This window comes from Actinomycetota bacterium (assembly GCA_040905475.1).
Lineage (GTDB): Bacteria > Actinomycetota > AC-67 > AC-67 > AC-67 > DATFGK01.
The window spans coordinates 17,857-34,241 of the sequence record JBBDRM010000019.1 but is presented as its reverse complement, the minus strand read 5'-3'; the positions used below and the strand labels follow the sequence as shown (position 1 = coordinate 34,241).

General features: G+C 68.3%; 12 protein-coding genes and 1 tRNA gene. 10 read left to right on the top strand and 3 right to left on the bottom strand.

What is annotated here, in order from left to right; translation table 11 throughout:
• Positions 1-8 precede the first annotated feature (8 nt).
• The 6 genes from WEB06_01965 to WEB06_01940 all read left to right on the top strand — a co-directional run bounded on the left by WEB06_01965 (position 9) and on the right by WEB06_01940 (position 7,468).
• Positions 9-83: transfer RNA gene (locus tag WEB06_01965), tRNA-Val, on the top strand.
• 620 nt (positions 84-703) lie between these two features.
• Positions 704-1,858, top strand: a complete 1,155-nt coding sequence (locus tag WEB06_01960) for a hypothetical protein (GenBank protein ID MEX2554379.1) — start codon at positions 704-706, stop codon at positions 1,856-1,858.
• The gene (thrS, locus tag WEB06_01955; protein ID MEX2554378.1) at positions 1,855-3,645 is read left to right on the top strand and encodes a threonine--tRNA ligase; all 1,791 of its coding nucleotides are present in this window, start codon (positions 1,855-1,857) and stop codon (positions 3,643-3,645) included. Before WEB06_01960 ends, thrS begins: the two co-directional genes overlap by 4 nt.
• A complete protein-coding gene (locus tag WEB06_01950; GenBank protein MEX2554377.1) occupies positions 3,645-4,127 on the top strand; it encodes an HIT domain-containing protein in 483 nt (160 codons plus the stop codon). Before thrS ends, WEB06_01950 begins: the two co-directional genes overlap by 1 nt.
• Before the next feature lie 351 nt (positions 4,128-4,478).
• Positions 4,479-5,789, top strand: coding sequence for an O-antigen ligase family protein (locus WEB06_01945; GenBank protein ID MEX2554376.1), 1,311 nt, complete (start codon positions 4,479-4,481; stop codon positions 5,787-5,789).
• Positions 5,789-7,468 (top strand): hypothetical protein, encoded by a 1,680-nt coding sequence (locus tag WEB06_01940; protein ID MEX2554375.1) that lies wholly within the window; start codon positions 5,789-5,791, stop codon positions 7,466-7,468. The genes WEB06_01945 and WEB06_01940 overlap by 1 nt, the downstream gene beginning before the upstream one ends.
• Here the strand turns inward: WEB06_01940 and WEB06_01935 are convergent.
• The gene (locus WEB06_01935) at positions 7,446-8,210 is read right to left on the bottom strand and encodes a polysaccharide deacetylase family protein (GenBank protein ID MEX2554374.1); all 765 of its coding nucleotides are present in this window, start codon (positions 8,208-8,210) and stop codon (positions 7,446-7,448) included. The genes WEB06_01940 and WEB06_01935 overlap by 23 nt on opposite strands.
• A 180-nt stretch (positions 8,211-8,390) precedes the next feature.
• Here WEB06_01935 and WEB06_01930 point away from each other — a divergent pair, with 180 nt between their 5' ends.
• The gene (locus tag WEB06_01930; GenBank protein MEX2554373.1) at positions 8,391-9,314 is read left to right on the top strand and encodes a hypothetical protein; all 924 of its coding nucleotides are present in this window, start codon (positions 8,391-8,393) and stop codon (positions 9,312-9,314) included.
• On the opposite strand, the gene WEB06_01925 is transcribed toward WEB06_01930, so the two are convergent.
• A complete protein-coding gene (locus tag WEB06_01925) occupies positions 9,293-10,366 on the bottom strand; it encodes a glycosyltransferase family 4 protein (GenBank protein MEX2554372.1) in 1,074 nt (357 codons plus the stop codon). The genes WEB06_01930 and WEB06_01925 overlap by 22 nt on opposite strands.
• On the bottom strand, positions 10,363-11,427 hold the full coding sequence (locus WEB06_01920; protein ID MEX2554371.1) for a glycosyltransferase: 1,065 nt from the start codon (positions 11,425-11,427) through the stop codon (positions 10,363-10,365). Before WEB06_01920 ends, WEB06_01925 begins: the two co-directional genes overlap by 4 nt.
• A gap of 214 nt (positions 11,428-11,641) precedes the next feature.
• On the opposite strand from WEB06_01920, the gene WEB06_01915 reads away from it, so the two are divergent.
• The 3 genes from WEB06_01915 to WEB06_01905 all read left to right on the top strand — a co-directional run bounded on the left by WEB06_01915 (position 11,642) and on the right by WEB06_01905 (position 16,384).
• On the top strand, positions 11,642-12,814 hold the full coding sequence (locus WEB06_01915; GenBank protein ID MEX2554370.1) for a hypothetical protein: 1,173 nt from the start codon (positions 11,642-11,644) through the stop codon (positions 12,812-12,814).
• 161 nt (positions 12,815-12,975) lie between these two features.
• Positions 12,976-15,162: an Ig-like domain-containing protein gene (locus WEB06_01910; protein ID MEX2554369.1), complete on the top strand. Its 2,187-nt coding sequence runs from the start codon at positions 12,976-12,978 to the stop codon at positions 15,160-15,162.
• Between the two features lie 40 nt (positions 15,163-15,202).
• A complete protein-coding gene (locus WEB06_01905) occupies positions 15,203-16,384 on the top strand; it encodes a hypothetical protein (protein ID MEX2554368.1) in 1,182 nt (393 codons plus the stop codon).
• Position 16,385 lies beyond the last annotated feature (1 nt).

The window sequence follows — 16,385 nt, the reverse complement described above, 5'->3', positions numbered from 1 at the left end:
CCGAGAACGGGCGCGTAGCTCAGCGGGAGAGCGCCGCTCTCACACAGCGGAGGTCGGTGGTTCGAAACCACTCGTGCCCACCACCTGGCTATGGAAGAGTCGGACATTCAGCGGGCACTCGCGGCGCAGCTTGCCGCTGAGGCGCGCGTTGCCGGCCACCTCGATGACATCCTGCAGCCTCGCGGGTTCGGCCTTGCGCCACAACCGGGATTCGTGCTCGCGCCCGATGGATCGGTGCGACACCAGGTCTTATATGAGGCGGACCCTGAAGATTATGCTTCACGATACCCTGCGTTGCGGCGCCGTTTCGAGGGTGACGTGGCCTGCATCGACCTTAGGATCAACCTTGGTGATGGCAGGCAAGTCTTGAGCGCGAGCATCGAGGTGGACGACATATGGGATCTACTTATGGAGATCGACGCCCCACTTCCACGCTTCGGCCAAGGCGACTTGGACGCCCAACTGGCCGACTTGGCCGACTCGTTGCGTAGAGTCTCGGATGACTTTGCAGGGAGGATCTAGCGATGTTCGCCGAGCCCGCCTCTGAGGTGGGCGGCGACACGGTACGGTTGAGCAAATGAAGCGAGCCCGCACCCTTCCCGTTTGCCTCATCGTCTTGACGCTTCTCGCTCCGCTTGCGAGCCGGGCTCAATCTCCCACCCCGACTTCGTCGACGGGTACCTGGCAGGAGGAAGTGCGTCAGATGCTCGCGACCCGTGCGCAGGCGGTGCTCTCGGGTGACGAGCAGGCGTTCCTCGGGACGATGGTCGGCGCGCCGGGGAGCTTCCGCTCGGACCGGCTCACCTGGTTCCGCCGCATCCGCACCTTGCCGCTCGGCGCCTACTCGCTCGACTTCACGCAAGCCGAGTATTCGGAGCTGACCCGTGAGGCCGACCGGCGGGATCACGCGGGGGTCGAGGTGCACATCGTTCAGGTCAAGGAGCGGATCGGGTTCAAGGGGTACGACGTTGCTCCGTCGGCCGAAGACCTCTACCTCACCGTCGTGAAAGGGAAGGACGGTTGGGCGGTCGTAGCCGACGACGACGCCGAGGGTCTCGCGCTCCAGTCGAACCGCAACCTGTGGGACTTCGGCCCGGTCGATCACATCGAGGACGACGGGATCATGGTCGTCTTCCACCCCGCCGAGCGTACCGCCGCGTCGCGCATGCTTGCGCTCTCCAAGCAGGCTCGCGCAACGGTCAAGCGGCAGTGGCCGAACCGGTGGCGTGAGGACCGCATAATCTTGAACATCCCGAGCACGGTCAACGAGCTGGCCCGCATCCTCCAGACGACGTTCGACCTGTCGACCTTCGTGGCGTTCGCCGCCTCGAGCATCGAGCGGACGAAGGGGTGGGATCTGGTCGGGCCCCGCGCTTACCTCCATTGGCCGAACTTCCGTGGCTACGGCGAGTCATTCCAGCGATCGATCCTGCAGCACGAGTTCCTGCACCTCGCCGCGCGCGAGCTGAGCGGACCCTACGTGACGTCGATCATGGACGAGGGGGTTGCGCAGTACTACGGCGAGGCGGCCTACAGCCCGCCGACCCCGCAGCTGCGCGCGATGGTGCGAGGCGGCCGGTTCGACGACCACCTCGTGGAGGACTTCGTCTTCACAGCAGGCACGCCGAACGAGATCTACGCCTCCTACGAGCAGGCGAACCATTTCATCGCCTATATCGGGAACCGCTTCGGCCGGAACGCGGGAGCCCGGCTGTATCGGGACTTCGGGGCGGAAAGCGCGATCGCGCCGGGGACCTGGCGATATCATCTGGACCGCGCCTGCCGTTCCGCGCTCGGCTTGCCGTTCGCGACGCTGGAACGAGATTGGGCGCGCCGCGTGGTGCAGGAGCTGTCGTGACCGCAACCGTGAAGCTGACCGACGGGGCAGCCGTCGACCCCTCCTCGGAGGAAGGTCGTGAGGTGCTCCGCCATTCGACCGCGCACGTGATGGCACAGGCCGTGTGCGACCTGTTCCCCGGCGCCAAGTACGCCATCGGGCCGGCGATCGCCGACGGCTTCTACTACGACTTCGACGTCGGGCGTCCGTTCACACCCGAGGACCTGGAGCGGATCGAGGCGCGCATGCGCGAGATCGTGGCCGCGGCGCAGTCGTTCAAGCGCGAGGAGCTTTCGCGGGACGAGGCGATGAAGCGCTTCGCCGACCAGCCGTTCAAGGTCGAGATCATCGAAGGCGTCGACGAGGCCGAAGGCGCCGGTGGCCGAGCCATCACCGTCTACCGCAACAACGGGTGGGCGGATCTCTGCCGCGGGCCGCACGTCTCGGACACCGCGCTCATCCCGGCGTTCAAGCTCCTGCGGATCGCCGGCGCGTACTGGCGGGGCGACGAACGCAACCCGATGCTCCAGCGGATCTACGGCACCGCTTGGGAGTCGCAGGAGGCGCTCGACGAGTACCTCGTGCGGCTGGAGGAAGCCGCCAAGCGGGATCACCGGAAGCTCGGTCGCGAGCTCGACCTCTTCTCGTTCCCGGAGGAGCTCGGCGGCGGGCTGCTCGTGTGGCACCCGAAGGGCGGCGCGCTCCGCAAAACCCTGGAGGACTTCTCGCGCGAGATCAACCTGTCAAGGGGCTACGAGCCGGTGTACTCGCCGCACGTCGCCCGGTCCGTGCTGTGGGAAACCAGCGGCCACCTCGCCCAGTACAAGGACAACATGTATCCGGCGATGGAGCTCGAGGGCGCGGAGTACTACGTCAAACCGATGAACTGCCCGTTCCACGTGCTGGTGTACAAGTCTAAGACCCGATCGTACCGAGACCTGCCCATCCGCATGTTCGAGCTCGGCACCGTCTACCGGCACGAGCGCTCGGGCGTTCTCCATGGACTGATGCGCGTGCGTGGGCTGACCCAAGACGATTCGCACATCTTCTGCCGGCGCGACCAGCTCGTGGACGAGATCATCGGCGTGATGGATCTGACCTTGGAGATCCACGACGCCCTCGGGTTCGGCGAGCCGCGCATCGAGCTCTCCACCAAGCCCGGCAAGGCGATCGGCAACGAAGAGATGTGGGCCGAGGCGACCGACGCGCTGAAGAGCGCGCTCGACAAGTGGGGGAAGCCCTATACCGTTGCCGAGGGCGAGGGCGCGTTCTACGGCCCGAAGATCGATTTCCACTTCTCCGATGCGATCGGACGATACTGGCAGCTGACCACGATCCAGGTCGACTTCGCGCTGCCCGAGGCTTTCGATCTGCAGTACGCGGCGGGTGAGGACAACAAGCTGGAGCGCCCGGTGATGATCCATCGTGCGATCCTCGGCTCGGTCGAGCGCGTCACCGGTGTGCTGCTCGAGCATTACGCCGGCGCGTTCCCGACCTGGCTCGCCCCCGTGCAGGTTGTGATCTGCGCGGTCAACGACCGCAACGTCGACCATTGTCGGCAGGTTGCGGCCGACATGCGCGCGCGGCGGATCCGGGTCGAGGTCGACGACCGCCACGAGAAGGTCGGCCGCAAGATCCGGGACGCGAAGCTGCAGAAGGTTCCCTACATCCTCGTCATCGGCGACAGCGACATCGAGGGCGGCACCGCGGGCGTCAACCCGCGTGATGGTGACGGGCAGCGCGGCGTCCCGCTCGCCGAGTTCACCGAGAAGGTCGTCGAGGAGATCCGCGCGCGGGCGCACGCGTAGTGGAACGTCTCTGGACTCCCTGGCGGATGGCGTACATCAAAGGCGAGGAGCGTCACAACGCGTGCATCTTCTGCGACTTCCCGTCGCAGGCAGAGCCCAACGACGAAACGAACCTGATCCTGGCGCGTGGGGAGCGCTCCTTCGTCATCCTGAACAAGTTCCCGTACAACACCGGCCACCTCATGGTCACGCCATACCGGCACGTCGGAGAATGGGAGTCGCTGTCGGCCGAGGAGCTGGCGGAGATCGGCGAATGGTCGCAGCGTTGCATCAACGCGCTCAAGGCGACGCTCGGCCCGCAAGGTTTCAACGTGGGGGTGAACCAAGGCGTCATCGCCGGCGCCGGGATCACCGACCACGTCCATCTGCACGTCGTCCCGCGCTGGGGTGGGGACACGAACTTCATGACCACGGTGGGGGAGTCCAAGGTCATCCCCGAAGCGCTCGAGGACACCTACTCCCGGCTCAAACCGCACCTCTAGGGCGTCTTTCGAAGTCGCCCGTTTTCGCCTCTAGACACGGCTCGCCCGGCGTTAGAGAATCGGGGTGCCGGTGGTTCCTCAAACGTGGCTTAACGTCGGGGCCGGAATCCGCGCCCCGTGGGATGCCCAGTAGGGCTGCCGCGTAGGACGAACCGGCTAGGGTGACCCTCCGTCCCGGGCCCGGGCTCGATTGCGGAGAGGGAGCCACAGTTCCATACGAGTGAGGGCTGGCGGGTGCGACCTCGGCCAGCCCTTTCTCCTTTTTCGAGCGCACCCCTACAGCAGATGTCGTAGCGGTGCCCACGTGAATGCAGAACGCGGTCGTGGGGGCTTGACCCTATCGTTACCTGGATGATCCTGATCCTGGCGTTTGCGCTGTTGCCGGTCGCCGTCGTGGCGCTGGTCGCGGGCCTCCGAGCGCCGATCCGGGTCCTGCTCACGGCCTATGCGCTCGTGTTGCCATTCGGTTCTGCGGTGAGCCTGCCGCTCGGGCTGCCCCCGCCGTTCGATACCCCTTCGAGCGTCCTCGGGCTCGTGGTGATCGCCGGCCTGATCGGCCACCTCATGCTCGTACCGAGAAGCGCGCCGATGCTCCTCTCCGCCGTCCCTGCGTGGCTCCTTTTCGCGGCCTTCGCCGGATTGAGCTTCGCGTGGTCCGTCAACCCGTCGGCCAGCTTGAGCGAGTTCACCATCCTGCTCGGCCTGGTCGCCTTGTACCTGCTCGTTTGCTTGATGCCCGTGGAGGAGCGCGACGTGGTACGCGTCGAGGAAGCGCTCGTGCTCGGCGGCGCCATCGCCGGCATCTACGGCATCATCCTGCTGCTGCAGTCGGGGCTCGGGCAGGCGGGCGGCACGGGGCAGAGATTCGCTACGGCGGGCGGCGTGGGCAAGGGGATCGACCCGAACATCACTGCAGCGACGTTGATCCTTCCACTCGCGATCGCGATCGGCCGCGCGGTCCGGGCCACGAACACGGCGGCTCGTCTTCTGTTTTGGAGCGCGAGCGCCCTCATCGGTGCAGCGATCATGCTTACCGGCTCGCGGGGAGGGATCCTCGCGGCGGTGACGGTGCTCGTGATCCACGCGTTCTCGCATCAGCGCCGCCGCGTTATGGCGGCCGTCGGACTCGGACTGGTGTTGGTTGCCGGCCTGACCATATCGCTGGCGCCCGACCAGTTGCAGCGCCGGATCTCCCGTCCGGGATCCTCCGGACGGACGGACATCTGGCGAACGGCCCTGACGCGTTGCGATCGGTACTGCTGGGCGGGAAGTGGTTTCGGGACGTTCCCCACGGTGTACCAAGACACGCTGCACTCCGAGCCCAGCGCGCGCGGGCTCGACCGCCCATTCGTCGCGCACAGCATCTGGATCGGTTCGCTGATCGAGACCGGGATCGCCGGGCTCTTGCTCTTGGTCGCGGCGCTGGCACTCGTGGCGAAGGATCTGCTTCGCTTGCCGCCGGAGATCCGAGGGTCCCCGCTGGCCGGCTTCGTGGGGCTGCTTGTGGCGAGCACGTTCCTGTCGACCTTAGGGTTCAAGTACTTCTGGATGGGTCTGATGTATGCGGGATTGACGTCGCTTGCGCATGAGGGGCGCCGCGCTGCTGCACCGGCCACGGCGCGGTTCTCACCGTTGCAACGCCTGGAATTAGGGGAGGCCTGATGGCCGACGTATTCGAGGACACAGCGTCGAGGCTGTGGTGGGGGGTGCGCCGGTTCCTCTGGGTGTTCATCATCACGGTTCCGGCGGCCGCGGCCATCTTCATCTCGGCCGGCGCGAGTGGGTTCGGGCGCGAGTATGAAGCCACCGCGCTCGTCATCGCGACGAAGCAGCCGCTTCCGATCGACGCCTACGCGAAGCTCGGCGAGAACATCTTCTCCGGCGGAGCGGTCGCGGAGAAGGCGGTCAACGACGGCCGCTTGTCGATCAAGCCGTCGAGCCTCATCCCTGAGTACGCCCGGCTCGACCCGGTCCAGGAGAACATCATCTATCGCGTGATCGGCACGCACGCCAACCGCAACGTGGCCGCCGACATCGCCAATGCGGTCGCGACTGCCTTCGTCGCAGAGCTCAACAGACCGGGAGAAGGGGTTGGAGAATTCGCGGTTCAGGACATCGCACGCGTCCCCTCTGCCGCGTCCGATGCGATCGCCACCGTGCCCGTGTTGGGCGTGCTCGGCATCGCGCTCGGCCTTCTGGTTGGGGTCGCCGTCGTCGGCATGTTCCTGACGATCCGGCGGCCGGTGCTCGGTGCTGATGAGGCTGCGGCGCTCACCGGCGCCCCGCTCGCCGGTACGCCGACGCTGCCTTCGATGCGGGGGGTGCCGGCCGAGGGCTCGCGCGTTCCCGGACTTGCGGCCACGGTGAAGCGCCTGTTCCCGAAACCTATAGGGACGATCGTGCTCATCAGCGCGCCAGGCGACGAAGAGGTTCGGACGGTCCTTGCCCAGCTGATCGCTGCTACCCACGGGCGCGAGACCCGGACGTATCTCGTCCCGTCGAAGGACGAAGGTGTGCGGCGTCTGTACGAGCACGTTGAGAGCGACGCACGTGTGATCGTCAGCAAGGAACTTCCCGATCCTTCGGCGTGGGCCCGAACCGCGATGGTTATCGACGGACCATCCGCGAAGGGCAGTGATGCCCCGCAGATGGTCCCCGAGACGGCCCAGATCATCCTGGTTGTGCGTCAGGGCGCTCCGAGGAGCCGGATCCTCGACGTGGCTTCGCAGTTTCTGCCCGGCGAGATCGCGGCTGTCGTGTTCGTCCGGCGCGGTCACGCCTGGCCTTGGCTGGTGAGCCCACGAACCACGCCGTTGCCGGCCGCGACGACGCACGATGCGCGGGTGACCCCATCGGCGCCCGGGCCGACGATCCCACCGCGTCCGGCCGTCCTAGCCCGCCCGGCCCCACGACCGGCACAGCCTGCACAGGAGGCACCAACTGCGCACCGGCCGGCCCCGCCGACCCAGCAGCCGGCGAGCCCGCCGTCGGCGAGTCCTGTCCCGCAAGATCGGAGCGGCCTCCGTCCTGGAGGACCGACGATCGAGGGCCCGAAGCCGGCGGGCTCCAAGGCGTCCACCCAGGTCGAACGGCCGGGGTGGACGCCCGCGTCTGCGCTCGAGCGCGAAGAGCGGCGGTTGCGATCGATGATGCCCCCGCGCGCGCAGCCGGAGCAGCCGCTCCTCTGGCAGCCGGCACGAGACCCCCGGCCGCCACGACAGATCAACCTCGACGACCTCGACGACGTGGCGCCCGACTTGAGCAACGGGAAGGACGCCGGGGATGAAGCTCAGTCCGCGCCGCGTGACGGCGGGTCGGTCACCCCACGCGACCCCGAGTGACCACGCGAGCCGCGCGTCGCAACGCCGGGAACACGGACGATGTGCGCGCGGGGAGGTACCAGCGCGAATCCTTGACGCGCAACGTCCACTCGTTGTTGCCGGGGTAGATGCCGACGCGCGGGATCGCGTAACGTCCGACCGCCTCGCGCCCTTCCGGCAGGGTGAATGCAGCCTCGTACCCGGTATGCGCGGCGATGCGTCGAACGCGCTCGTCGTGCCGACCTCCCGGATACGCGAGGAGCGTCGCGGGGCGGCCCAAGAGGTCGCCGAGGATCTGCTTGCTATCCGAAAGCTCGTCGGCGCACTCGGCGTCCGAAAGGTGGGTGAGGTCGCGGTGGTTGACCGTATGCGAGCCGAACGTCACGCCGGCGTCCTGCATCTCGAGGACCTGCTCGAGGGTCAGCGTGCGCGGTTCGGGCGGCGGCTCGCCCTCGACCCACTCGTAGCGCAACGGGGCGCCGGTGAGCGTGGACGCGACGAGGAAGATCGTGGCAGGGAGCCCGTGCGTGCGCAGCACCGGGGCCGCGTGCTCGGCCAGCCCGGCGAAGCCGTCGTCGAAGGTGACGGCGACCGTCCCGGCGGGAAGCCGGCAACGCCGGTCCAGCATGCCGACGGCGCGCTCCAAACCGACGACGCGCCGGTTGGCGGCGAGCCACGCGCACTGGCGGTCGAACTCGGACGGCGTGACCGCCAGAGGCGATCGCCAGGCCGGGTCGACGGAGTGATAACAAAGGATGCTCATGTGATCCTTCGGGGCTTCAGACGGGCTTCCCCCCGCTGGGCGATCGCCCTGGTGTTCGCTTCGCTCCTTGCGGGTTGTTCCTCCGGGCGAAAGCCGGAAGCGCCCCTGACGTGGCGCGCAGCATACCAGCCGTTCTCCGTCGATTCGCCGCTCCGGAGACCGTTGCCGGCGGAGGCGGCGGTGCATCCGCAGTCACGCAGCATGATCGGTGATCTCGTCGCGGCATGCGGCTCCGACCCAGATGGCCCGTGCAAGTATCCACGTCTCGCAGGCGCGCCGGAGGAGGGCCGCTTCTTCAGTCAGTTCGGAACGCCCGTGTACGTGGCACGCGCCACGGACCGCCTGCGAACGGTGATCTGCAACCGTTTCCCGTGCGGCGTGCAGGGTGTCACCGGCGAGGACACCCGGGCGCTCTACAACGTGCCCATGCCGAGCGGCGCTCTGCCGGATCCCTCCGACGACGGTCACCTCGTCGTCTACGACCCGCTGAAATCGGCAGCGTGGGAGTTCTTCCGTGCGACCTACTCGACCACGGACGACGCCTGGGAGGCAGAGGGTGGGATCCGCTGGGATCTCAACGGCCCGGGTACCGACGGGGCGCACGAGCCCGGAACGGCCGTCGGTGGGGGCACGCCTCTGCTGGGCACGATCGTGCGTCCCGAGGAGGTGCGCGAGGCCCTGCGCGACGGCACGGGCGTCATCCCGCACGTGCTCTCCGGAGGCTACGACTCGCCCCGCAAGGACTGCTACATCTCGCCGCTCGTGAAGACGACCGACGCCGACGACGGTCGTCGCTGGGCGATCCCGGAAGGGGCTATCCTGCAGCTCGATCCCGATCTGGACCTCGATGCGCTGGACCTGACGCCGGGCGCCCGTGTCATCGCACGGACGCTTCAGGTCTACGGCATGGTGATCCGGGACGATACCGGCGCGTTCACGGTCGACGTCGAGAACGTCTCTGTCGAGGACGGCGCCGAGCCCGGCCGGTCGGGCACATGGAAGCGGCTCGGCATCGGGAACGAGTCGCTGAGAGCACTGCGCTCCGAGCATTTCCATGTCCTTGCGTGGCCCGCCTCGCAAGCTCACGGCACCAATTGCCCGTAGATCGCGTCGATCTCATCGATCATCCGCCCCGTCGCGAAACGGTCGGCGACGGCGTGCCTTCCCGCTTGGCCCATCGAGCGGCGCCGGTCACCATCGGCGAGCAGCTCGCCCAGCGCGTCGGCGAGGAGATCCGGCCGTTTCGGCGGGACGACGAGGCCGGTCACTCCGTGCTCCACGATGCGTCGCACGTCCCCGACGTCGGTCGCCACGACCGGAAGTCCGCTGGCCATCGCTTCGAGGATCGACAGCGGCATCGCCTCGAACCACGACGGGAGGCAGAAGAGATCGGAATCTCGATACAGCGACGGCATCCGATCGTGGGACTGCGCACCGAGCAGGTGCGCGGTGGCGGGCGCGGCCGCGCGGACGGCGGCCTCGTCGTCCGGGCCTTCGTCGGGCATGCCGCCGGCCAGTACGAGCTCGTGCGCGACCCCGCGACGGCCGAGCTCCTCGCTCGCCCGCATCAGATCGACGACCCCCTTGCGCGGCGTGAGCAGTCCCGCGTAGAGGATCCGCGGAGCAACGTTCGCGGCATCCCCGGGGTGGAACCGATCGAGGTCTACCCCGTTGTCGACCACGGAGATCCTGCGCTCGCCGAGCGCCGCGGCCAAAGCGTCGCGGGTCGGGTTCGACATCGTCAGTATGCGGTGAGCGGAGGACAGGAGCACTCGGGCGAGCGCGCGCCGTGCCCGAGTCGTGAGCCAGAGCTCGACGAGGCCGCTGTGTACGTGGAGCGCGACCTTCGCACCCCGGATCCGGGCGGCGAGGCACAGCATCCCCGCGCGGACGAGCGTCACGGCCGGAACGAGCGCCGTGTGGATGTGGACGACCTCGGCCCGTCCGGCCTCCTTCCCGACGCGCACGGTGTCGGACAGCGTCCGCCGAACGTTCGCGGAAGTCAGGCGGCCGGCCCTCGGCACCTCGTCGCGCGTTAGGTTGAGGAGGCGGATCTCGTGTCTGCTACCGAGGTCGCTCGCGAGCAGGATATGGAGGAAGGCGGCGATGCCTCCGCGGTCGGGCGGACCCTTGCCGACGAGGAGGACGCGGCTCACATGGAGCCGTCGCCGCCGGGTCCAGGAGGCGCGGTGGTCGCGGGAACCGGAGTGCTCTCGAGTCGTCGCCGCGAGCCTGCGACGGTGAGGCGGATCACGTGCAGCGTGCCGAAACCGAGTCCAACGCCTTGCGCGATGCCTCGGACGAAGAGCAACGCCGGGCTCGCCGCGCCGACGGCGCGATCCTTTCGGAGAGCCTTGATCGTGAACGGCACGGTGGAGACCGCGAACAACGCTGCGAGCGCTACCGCCGGCCACACAAGCGCCGGCACGACGATCGCCGCCGCCGCCAGGATAGGAAGCAACGGTGCGACGACGGCCTGAGCCTTCATCAGCTGGGGCGTGTGCGAGTCCGAAACGAGCTTCTCCGGATTGCGTTTGACCGCGAGCAGGCGCCAATACGCGAACTTGAACTTCTTCTTCGCGTAGGCGACTAGGCGGTTCGGGTGGAGGTGGAACACGATGGCTTCCGGCTCGAACACCATGCGTCCGCCGGCGCGTGACATCCGGAACGATAGGTCTACGTCCTCCGCACACGCGGTCGGGAACTCTGCACTGAACCCACCGTGCCCGAGGAACACGAGGCGGCGGAACGCGGCGGAGTACGTGTCGATGAAGTCGATGTCGCGGCTCCGCGCCAGTCGATCGTACTTATCCTCGTACTCGATCTGAACGAAGCGCGCGATGAGCTCGGGCTGGCGCGTCCGATAGGCGCCCTTGACGGCGATCACCTCCGGATCGGCGAATCGGGCGAGCATGTGCGCGAGCCACCCGGGCTGAGCCTCGCAGTCCGCGTCGATGAAGACCAGGAGCCTTCCCCGCGCTGCCTGGGCTCCGACGTTGCGAGCCACCGCAGGGCCGGCGTTGGGCTGCCGGAGCACCCGCACGCCCTCGAACAACTCCGCGACGGCCGCCGTGTTGTCCGTCGATCCGTCGTCGACCACGATGACCTCTCGGTCGCGCGCGTCCGGCTGAGCCGCGATCGAAGCAAGTGTGCGGCCGATCGTCCGGCCGGCGTTGAACGCGGGGATGACGATCGAAACCGGGGGATCATCGGGCATGGTCACCCGACAAGCGTATCGGGGGCGTCTCCGGCCCCGAATCCTGCGCGGGGACGAGATGGGCTACGACTTTCGCGGCCTCGGGCGTCCGGGCGACCGCTCAAGGGCGTCGGATCGCGGGCCGATACGTCGCGTAGCGGTTGATGCCCGGCCTGGGGGTCCGGCATGCCCGGCATCCCCCCGATGTCCTCGTTCGGCCGCTGAAGGGGGAGCCATGAGCGTCCGACCGATCGTTCCCGACGGCACGACCTCCATCCGCACACGGCTTGGTCGCTTCGGTTCCGCGTCCGTCACGTTCGCGGTCCTCGTGGTCGCGCTGGGGAGCGGAGCGCCCGATCCGGGGACCCGGCGAACCGGCGTCGCCGCGGGAGCGATCTTGTTCGCGGACACCGTCCCGAAACCGACGCACGCGATCGCTGCAGCGCCGCCGGCGACGTCACCGAAAGCGAAGCCGAAAGCCGTCGCTTCGAGCGGGCCCGCTGCGCACGCCACGAAGCCGAAACCGGCTCCGAAACCGCCGTCGGCTCCCGCGCCGAGCACCGGCAAGTTCTACGCCTCGACCTCCTTCTGGAACACGAAGATCCCCTCCTCTCCCGCGATCGATGCCGATTCCGCGGCGATCGTCCAGGCTTCGCTGACCGCCTTCAAGTCGAACGCCAACTTCGCCAACACCGACGCGTGGGGCATCGCGATCGTGAAAGCGGGATCGGGCTCGAAGACCTATTCGATCGGGTGCACACACTTCGACTGCGATACCCCGGTGTCGTTCCGCATCCCGGCCGGCGCGAAGCCGACGACCGGATCGGACCAGCATCTCGTGGTCATCGACGGGACCAAGGAGCTCGACATGTGGCGCGCCGAGTACAACCCAGCGACGGACAGATGGACCGCCGGATCTCGCTACATCACCAACGCGTACGGATGGGGAGCGATCTGCGGGCTCGGTCAGCATTGCAACGGCGCCGTGGCCGCCGGGTTCGCGGCCTTCGGAGGCATCCCCCGGCCGGAGGATTTCAAAGGCGAGCTGATCCCACACGCCTTGACCGTAACGTCGCCGTTCACACGCGACAACTTCATCGCGTGTCCGGCGACGCACTCCGACGGTGAGGAGAGCAGCGCGAGCGCGATCCCGGAAGGGGCCCGGATCCAGCTCGACCCAAGCTTCAACGTCTCGGCCCAGTCCTGGCCGCATTGGAAGAAGGTGATCGCGAGAACGCTCCAGGTCTACGGGGCTTATGTTTCCGACACCGGGGGCACGCTCGCCATCCGCGGCGAGGCGGACATCAACCGGCCCGGCACCTGGGCGAAGTACGGTGTTCCCGAGGGGGCCAACATCTCGGACCTCCCGTGGAGCAAGATGCGCGTCTTGAAGCTCAAGGCCTGCTGAAGCTGGCGTTTGGGACCCCGTAGGACAAAAAGCGTAGCCCGTATCACCTGCGGGAACGAGCCTGGCGGGGGGCCCGGCGACTACTGTCGAGCCAGGCGTCGGCGCCCGCGTCTTCCGAGGGACGGGAGACGGTTGCGCCACGTCCTCCACGCATGTCACCGATGGATCTGCGGAACACGCGACGGGCTCGCCGGCCCGCAGGGCGGCTCGCCTTGGTGACGCTTGCGGCGGTGCTGGCTTCGTCCATGGCGGCGCCGGCGCAGGCCGCCACCCAGGTGGGGTTCAAAGCCCACTCGTTCTCAGGATTCAACGCGGAAAGCTCCGGCGGTGCGATCACGGGTGAGAAGCCCGAGTCGAAGCTGTGGTTCCACGACAACCAGTGGTGGGGCGCGATGCTCAGCCCGGCCGCCGCGGGCGCGCACACGATCTGGCGCCTGGGGCAGAGCAGCTGGACCGACACCGGCGTCGTGATCGACACGCGTCCGGCATCGAAGGAGGACACCCTCAGTGTCGGCGGGACGCTCTACGTCGTCTCGCGCGCTTCGAGCGCGCTCGGCGGCAACAAGCTCCGGCGGTTCACGTACACGGGTAGCTCGTACCAGCTGGACGGCGGCTTCCCCGTGACCCTGCCGGGCGCCGGCGAGGAGACGCTGACCCTCGATCGGGACACAACCGGACGGCTCTGGGTGACGTACGAGTCCGGTTCGAGCATCCGCGTCGCGCACACGCTGGGATCGGACACGTCGTGGAGCGCCCCGTTCGTCATCCCGGTCGCCGGGGCCACGGGCACGAGCAGCGACGACATCGCGTCGGTGATCGCGTTCACCGACGCGACCGGCCCGGCGATCGGCGTGCTGTGGTCCAACCAGAGCAGCGACGCCGATTACTTCGCGATCCATCGCGACAACGCACCGACAAGCACATGGACCGTCGAAGTCGCGTTGAGCGGAAGCAACGAGGCCGACGACCACATCAACCTCAAGACGTCGGGCGGGCGAGTCTACGCCGCCGTCAAGACGGAGCAGTCCGGATCCACGAACGCGCGCATCCGGCTGCTGGTCCGTTCGGAGACCGGCACCTGGGGCCGCCATCAGGTCGCGGTCGTGGCGCAAGCCAACACGCGCCCGATCACGAGCCTCTACATCGATCCGGTGCAGCAGCTCGTGTACGTGTTCATGACCATCGGCGAAGGCGACACGGCGAACGGCATCTCCTACAAGGTTTCGTCGACCCAGTCGATCACCTTCCCGTCGCAGCCGACGATCCTCATCCAGGGGGCCAACGCCGAGAAGATCAACAACGCGACCACGTCCAAGCAGAACGCCGATCAAGCCTCCGGCGTCGTCATCTTGGCGTCGGACGGCGTGAACTACTGGTGGAACCGGATCGGAGGAGGAGCGCCGCCGAACACGCCGCCCACCGCGCACGCGGGATCGGCCGCCACGACGACGGGAACGCCGGTCGGGATCACCCTCACCGCCACCGACGCGGAGACCTGCGAGCTTTCGTTCTCGGTCGTGCAGCAGCCGGCGCACGGGACGCTCGGATCACTGGGCGCCCAGAGCTGCACGTACGGCGCGCCGAACACCGACCGGGTCGGCGTGACCTTCACGCCGCACGCCGGATACGTCGGGCCGGACTCGTTCACCTTTTCGGTGACCGACGGCGGCGGCGCGTCGGCTAACGGGCTCGTGTCGCTCGCGATCAGCTCCCCGTCGTCGGGGATCACCTTCCGTTCCGCGTCGAGCGCCGCGAACACACCATCCACGTCGCTCACCATCCCGACGCCGGCGAACATCGCGGCCGACGACGTCCTGGTGGCCGTCGTCGACGCGCGAGGTAACCCGACCCTCACGGCCCCCGCCGGCTGGACCCTCGTCCGGCTCGACATCAGCGGCAACGTGATGCGTCAGGGCGTCTGGGTCCGCGTGGCTGGCACGAACCCGCCGTCGAGCTTCACCTGGACCCTTTCCAACGCGCAGTCCGCTGCCGGCGGGATCTCGGCGTACGCGGGCGTGGACACCGCTGCGCCGATCATGGCGCACAGCGGCCAGATCAGCGCGTCGAAAAACACCAACTCGATCGTCGCCCCGACGATCACCACGACCGCTGAGGGCGCGATGATCCTGGGCATCTTCGGCGTCGCGAGCAAAACCTCGGTGACGCCGCCGAGCGGGATGACCGAGCGCTTCGATGTGGTGTCCAACGCGGGACCTTCCCCCGTCGTGTCTTCCTCGGCCGATGTCCAGCAACCGATCGCCGGGCCGACCGGGAACAAGACGGCCGTTTCCGCCCGCCGGGGTTGGAACATCGGTCAGCTGGTCGCGCTGAGGCGTCGTGTCCCGTAGCCGAGGAACCCCCGGAGCAACTCGCCGACCCTCCGACGAGGTGATCGTCCCCGGGTCCTTGCTTGAGGCGTTCGATGCGCTCGACGCAGCGGAGGTCGCGTGGTGCCTGCTGCGCGGCGCGGACCGGCTCGACGATCCGGACGGAGACGTGGATCTCCTCGTGGGGCCGTCCGGCATAGGGCGCGCGGCCGGGGCGCTCGAGTCGATCGGGTTCATCGAGCACCGCGCCTGGGGCTACGACCCTCACCGGTTCTTCCTTCGTGCCGGCGAGGACGGCTGGACCAAGCTCGATCTCGTCGACGAGCTTCGGTTCGGCCGGGACGCCGGTGCCCGCTTCCCTGCGCTCGACGGGGCGTTGGAGCGCAGGAGGCGAGAGGGTTCGCTCTACCGCCTCGCGCCGGCGGATGAGTTCTGGGCACTGCTGATGCACGCGTTGCTCGACAAGCCGGCGGTCGAGGAGCGGCACCGAGTCGCGCTCCGGCGGCTCGCGCCGGCCGCTCGCGACGTGCCCATGACCGGTGGGATCACGGACGCCGCCGCGATCATCGACGCCGTCCAGGCCGAGCGCTGGGAGGAGGCGGCTGCGTGGGTGACTGCGCAGGTGTCGGCGCCGTCCCGGAACGGTATCGCTCGCTCGATCGCCCGCCGGGTGGGGTGGCGACTCCCGCCGCTCGGTCGCCCGGGCGTCACCGTGGCGATGCTTGCTCCCGACGGCGCCGGCAAGTCCACGATCGTCGATCTCCTTGTGCGAGGCTTCCCGATCCCGGTCCGGCCGATCTACATGGGGCTCTACAAGGACCCGCGGCGCAAGCTCCCGCCGGGCATCGGACTTGGAGCGCGGGTCGGCCTCCAATGGACCCGATACGCGCGGGCTGCGTACCACCGAGCCCGCGGCCGGGTCGTCGTGTTCGATCGGTACACCGACGACGCCGCGCTCCCCACCACCACGAGGGCCGGCCGCAAGGACCGGATCCGTCGCCGCGTGCTCGCCGGGGCACTGCCGCGCCCGGACCTGATCCTGGTTCTGGACGCACCGGCCGAGGAGCTGCTCCGACGCAAGGGGGAGCACGACCTGGAGCGGCTCGAGCGCGATCGGCGTCACTACCTCGCCGTCGCCCAGGCATCGCCTCGCGCGGCCGTGCTCGACGCGACCCGTCGACCCGAGGACGTTGCCCGAGCCGCGTCGGCGCGGATCTGGGCCGCCCTCGCGGCGAGGTCGTGAC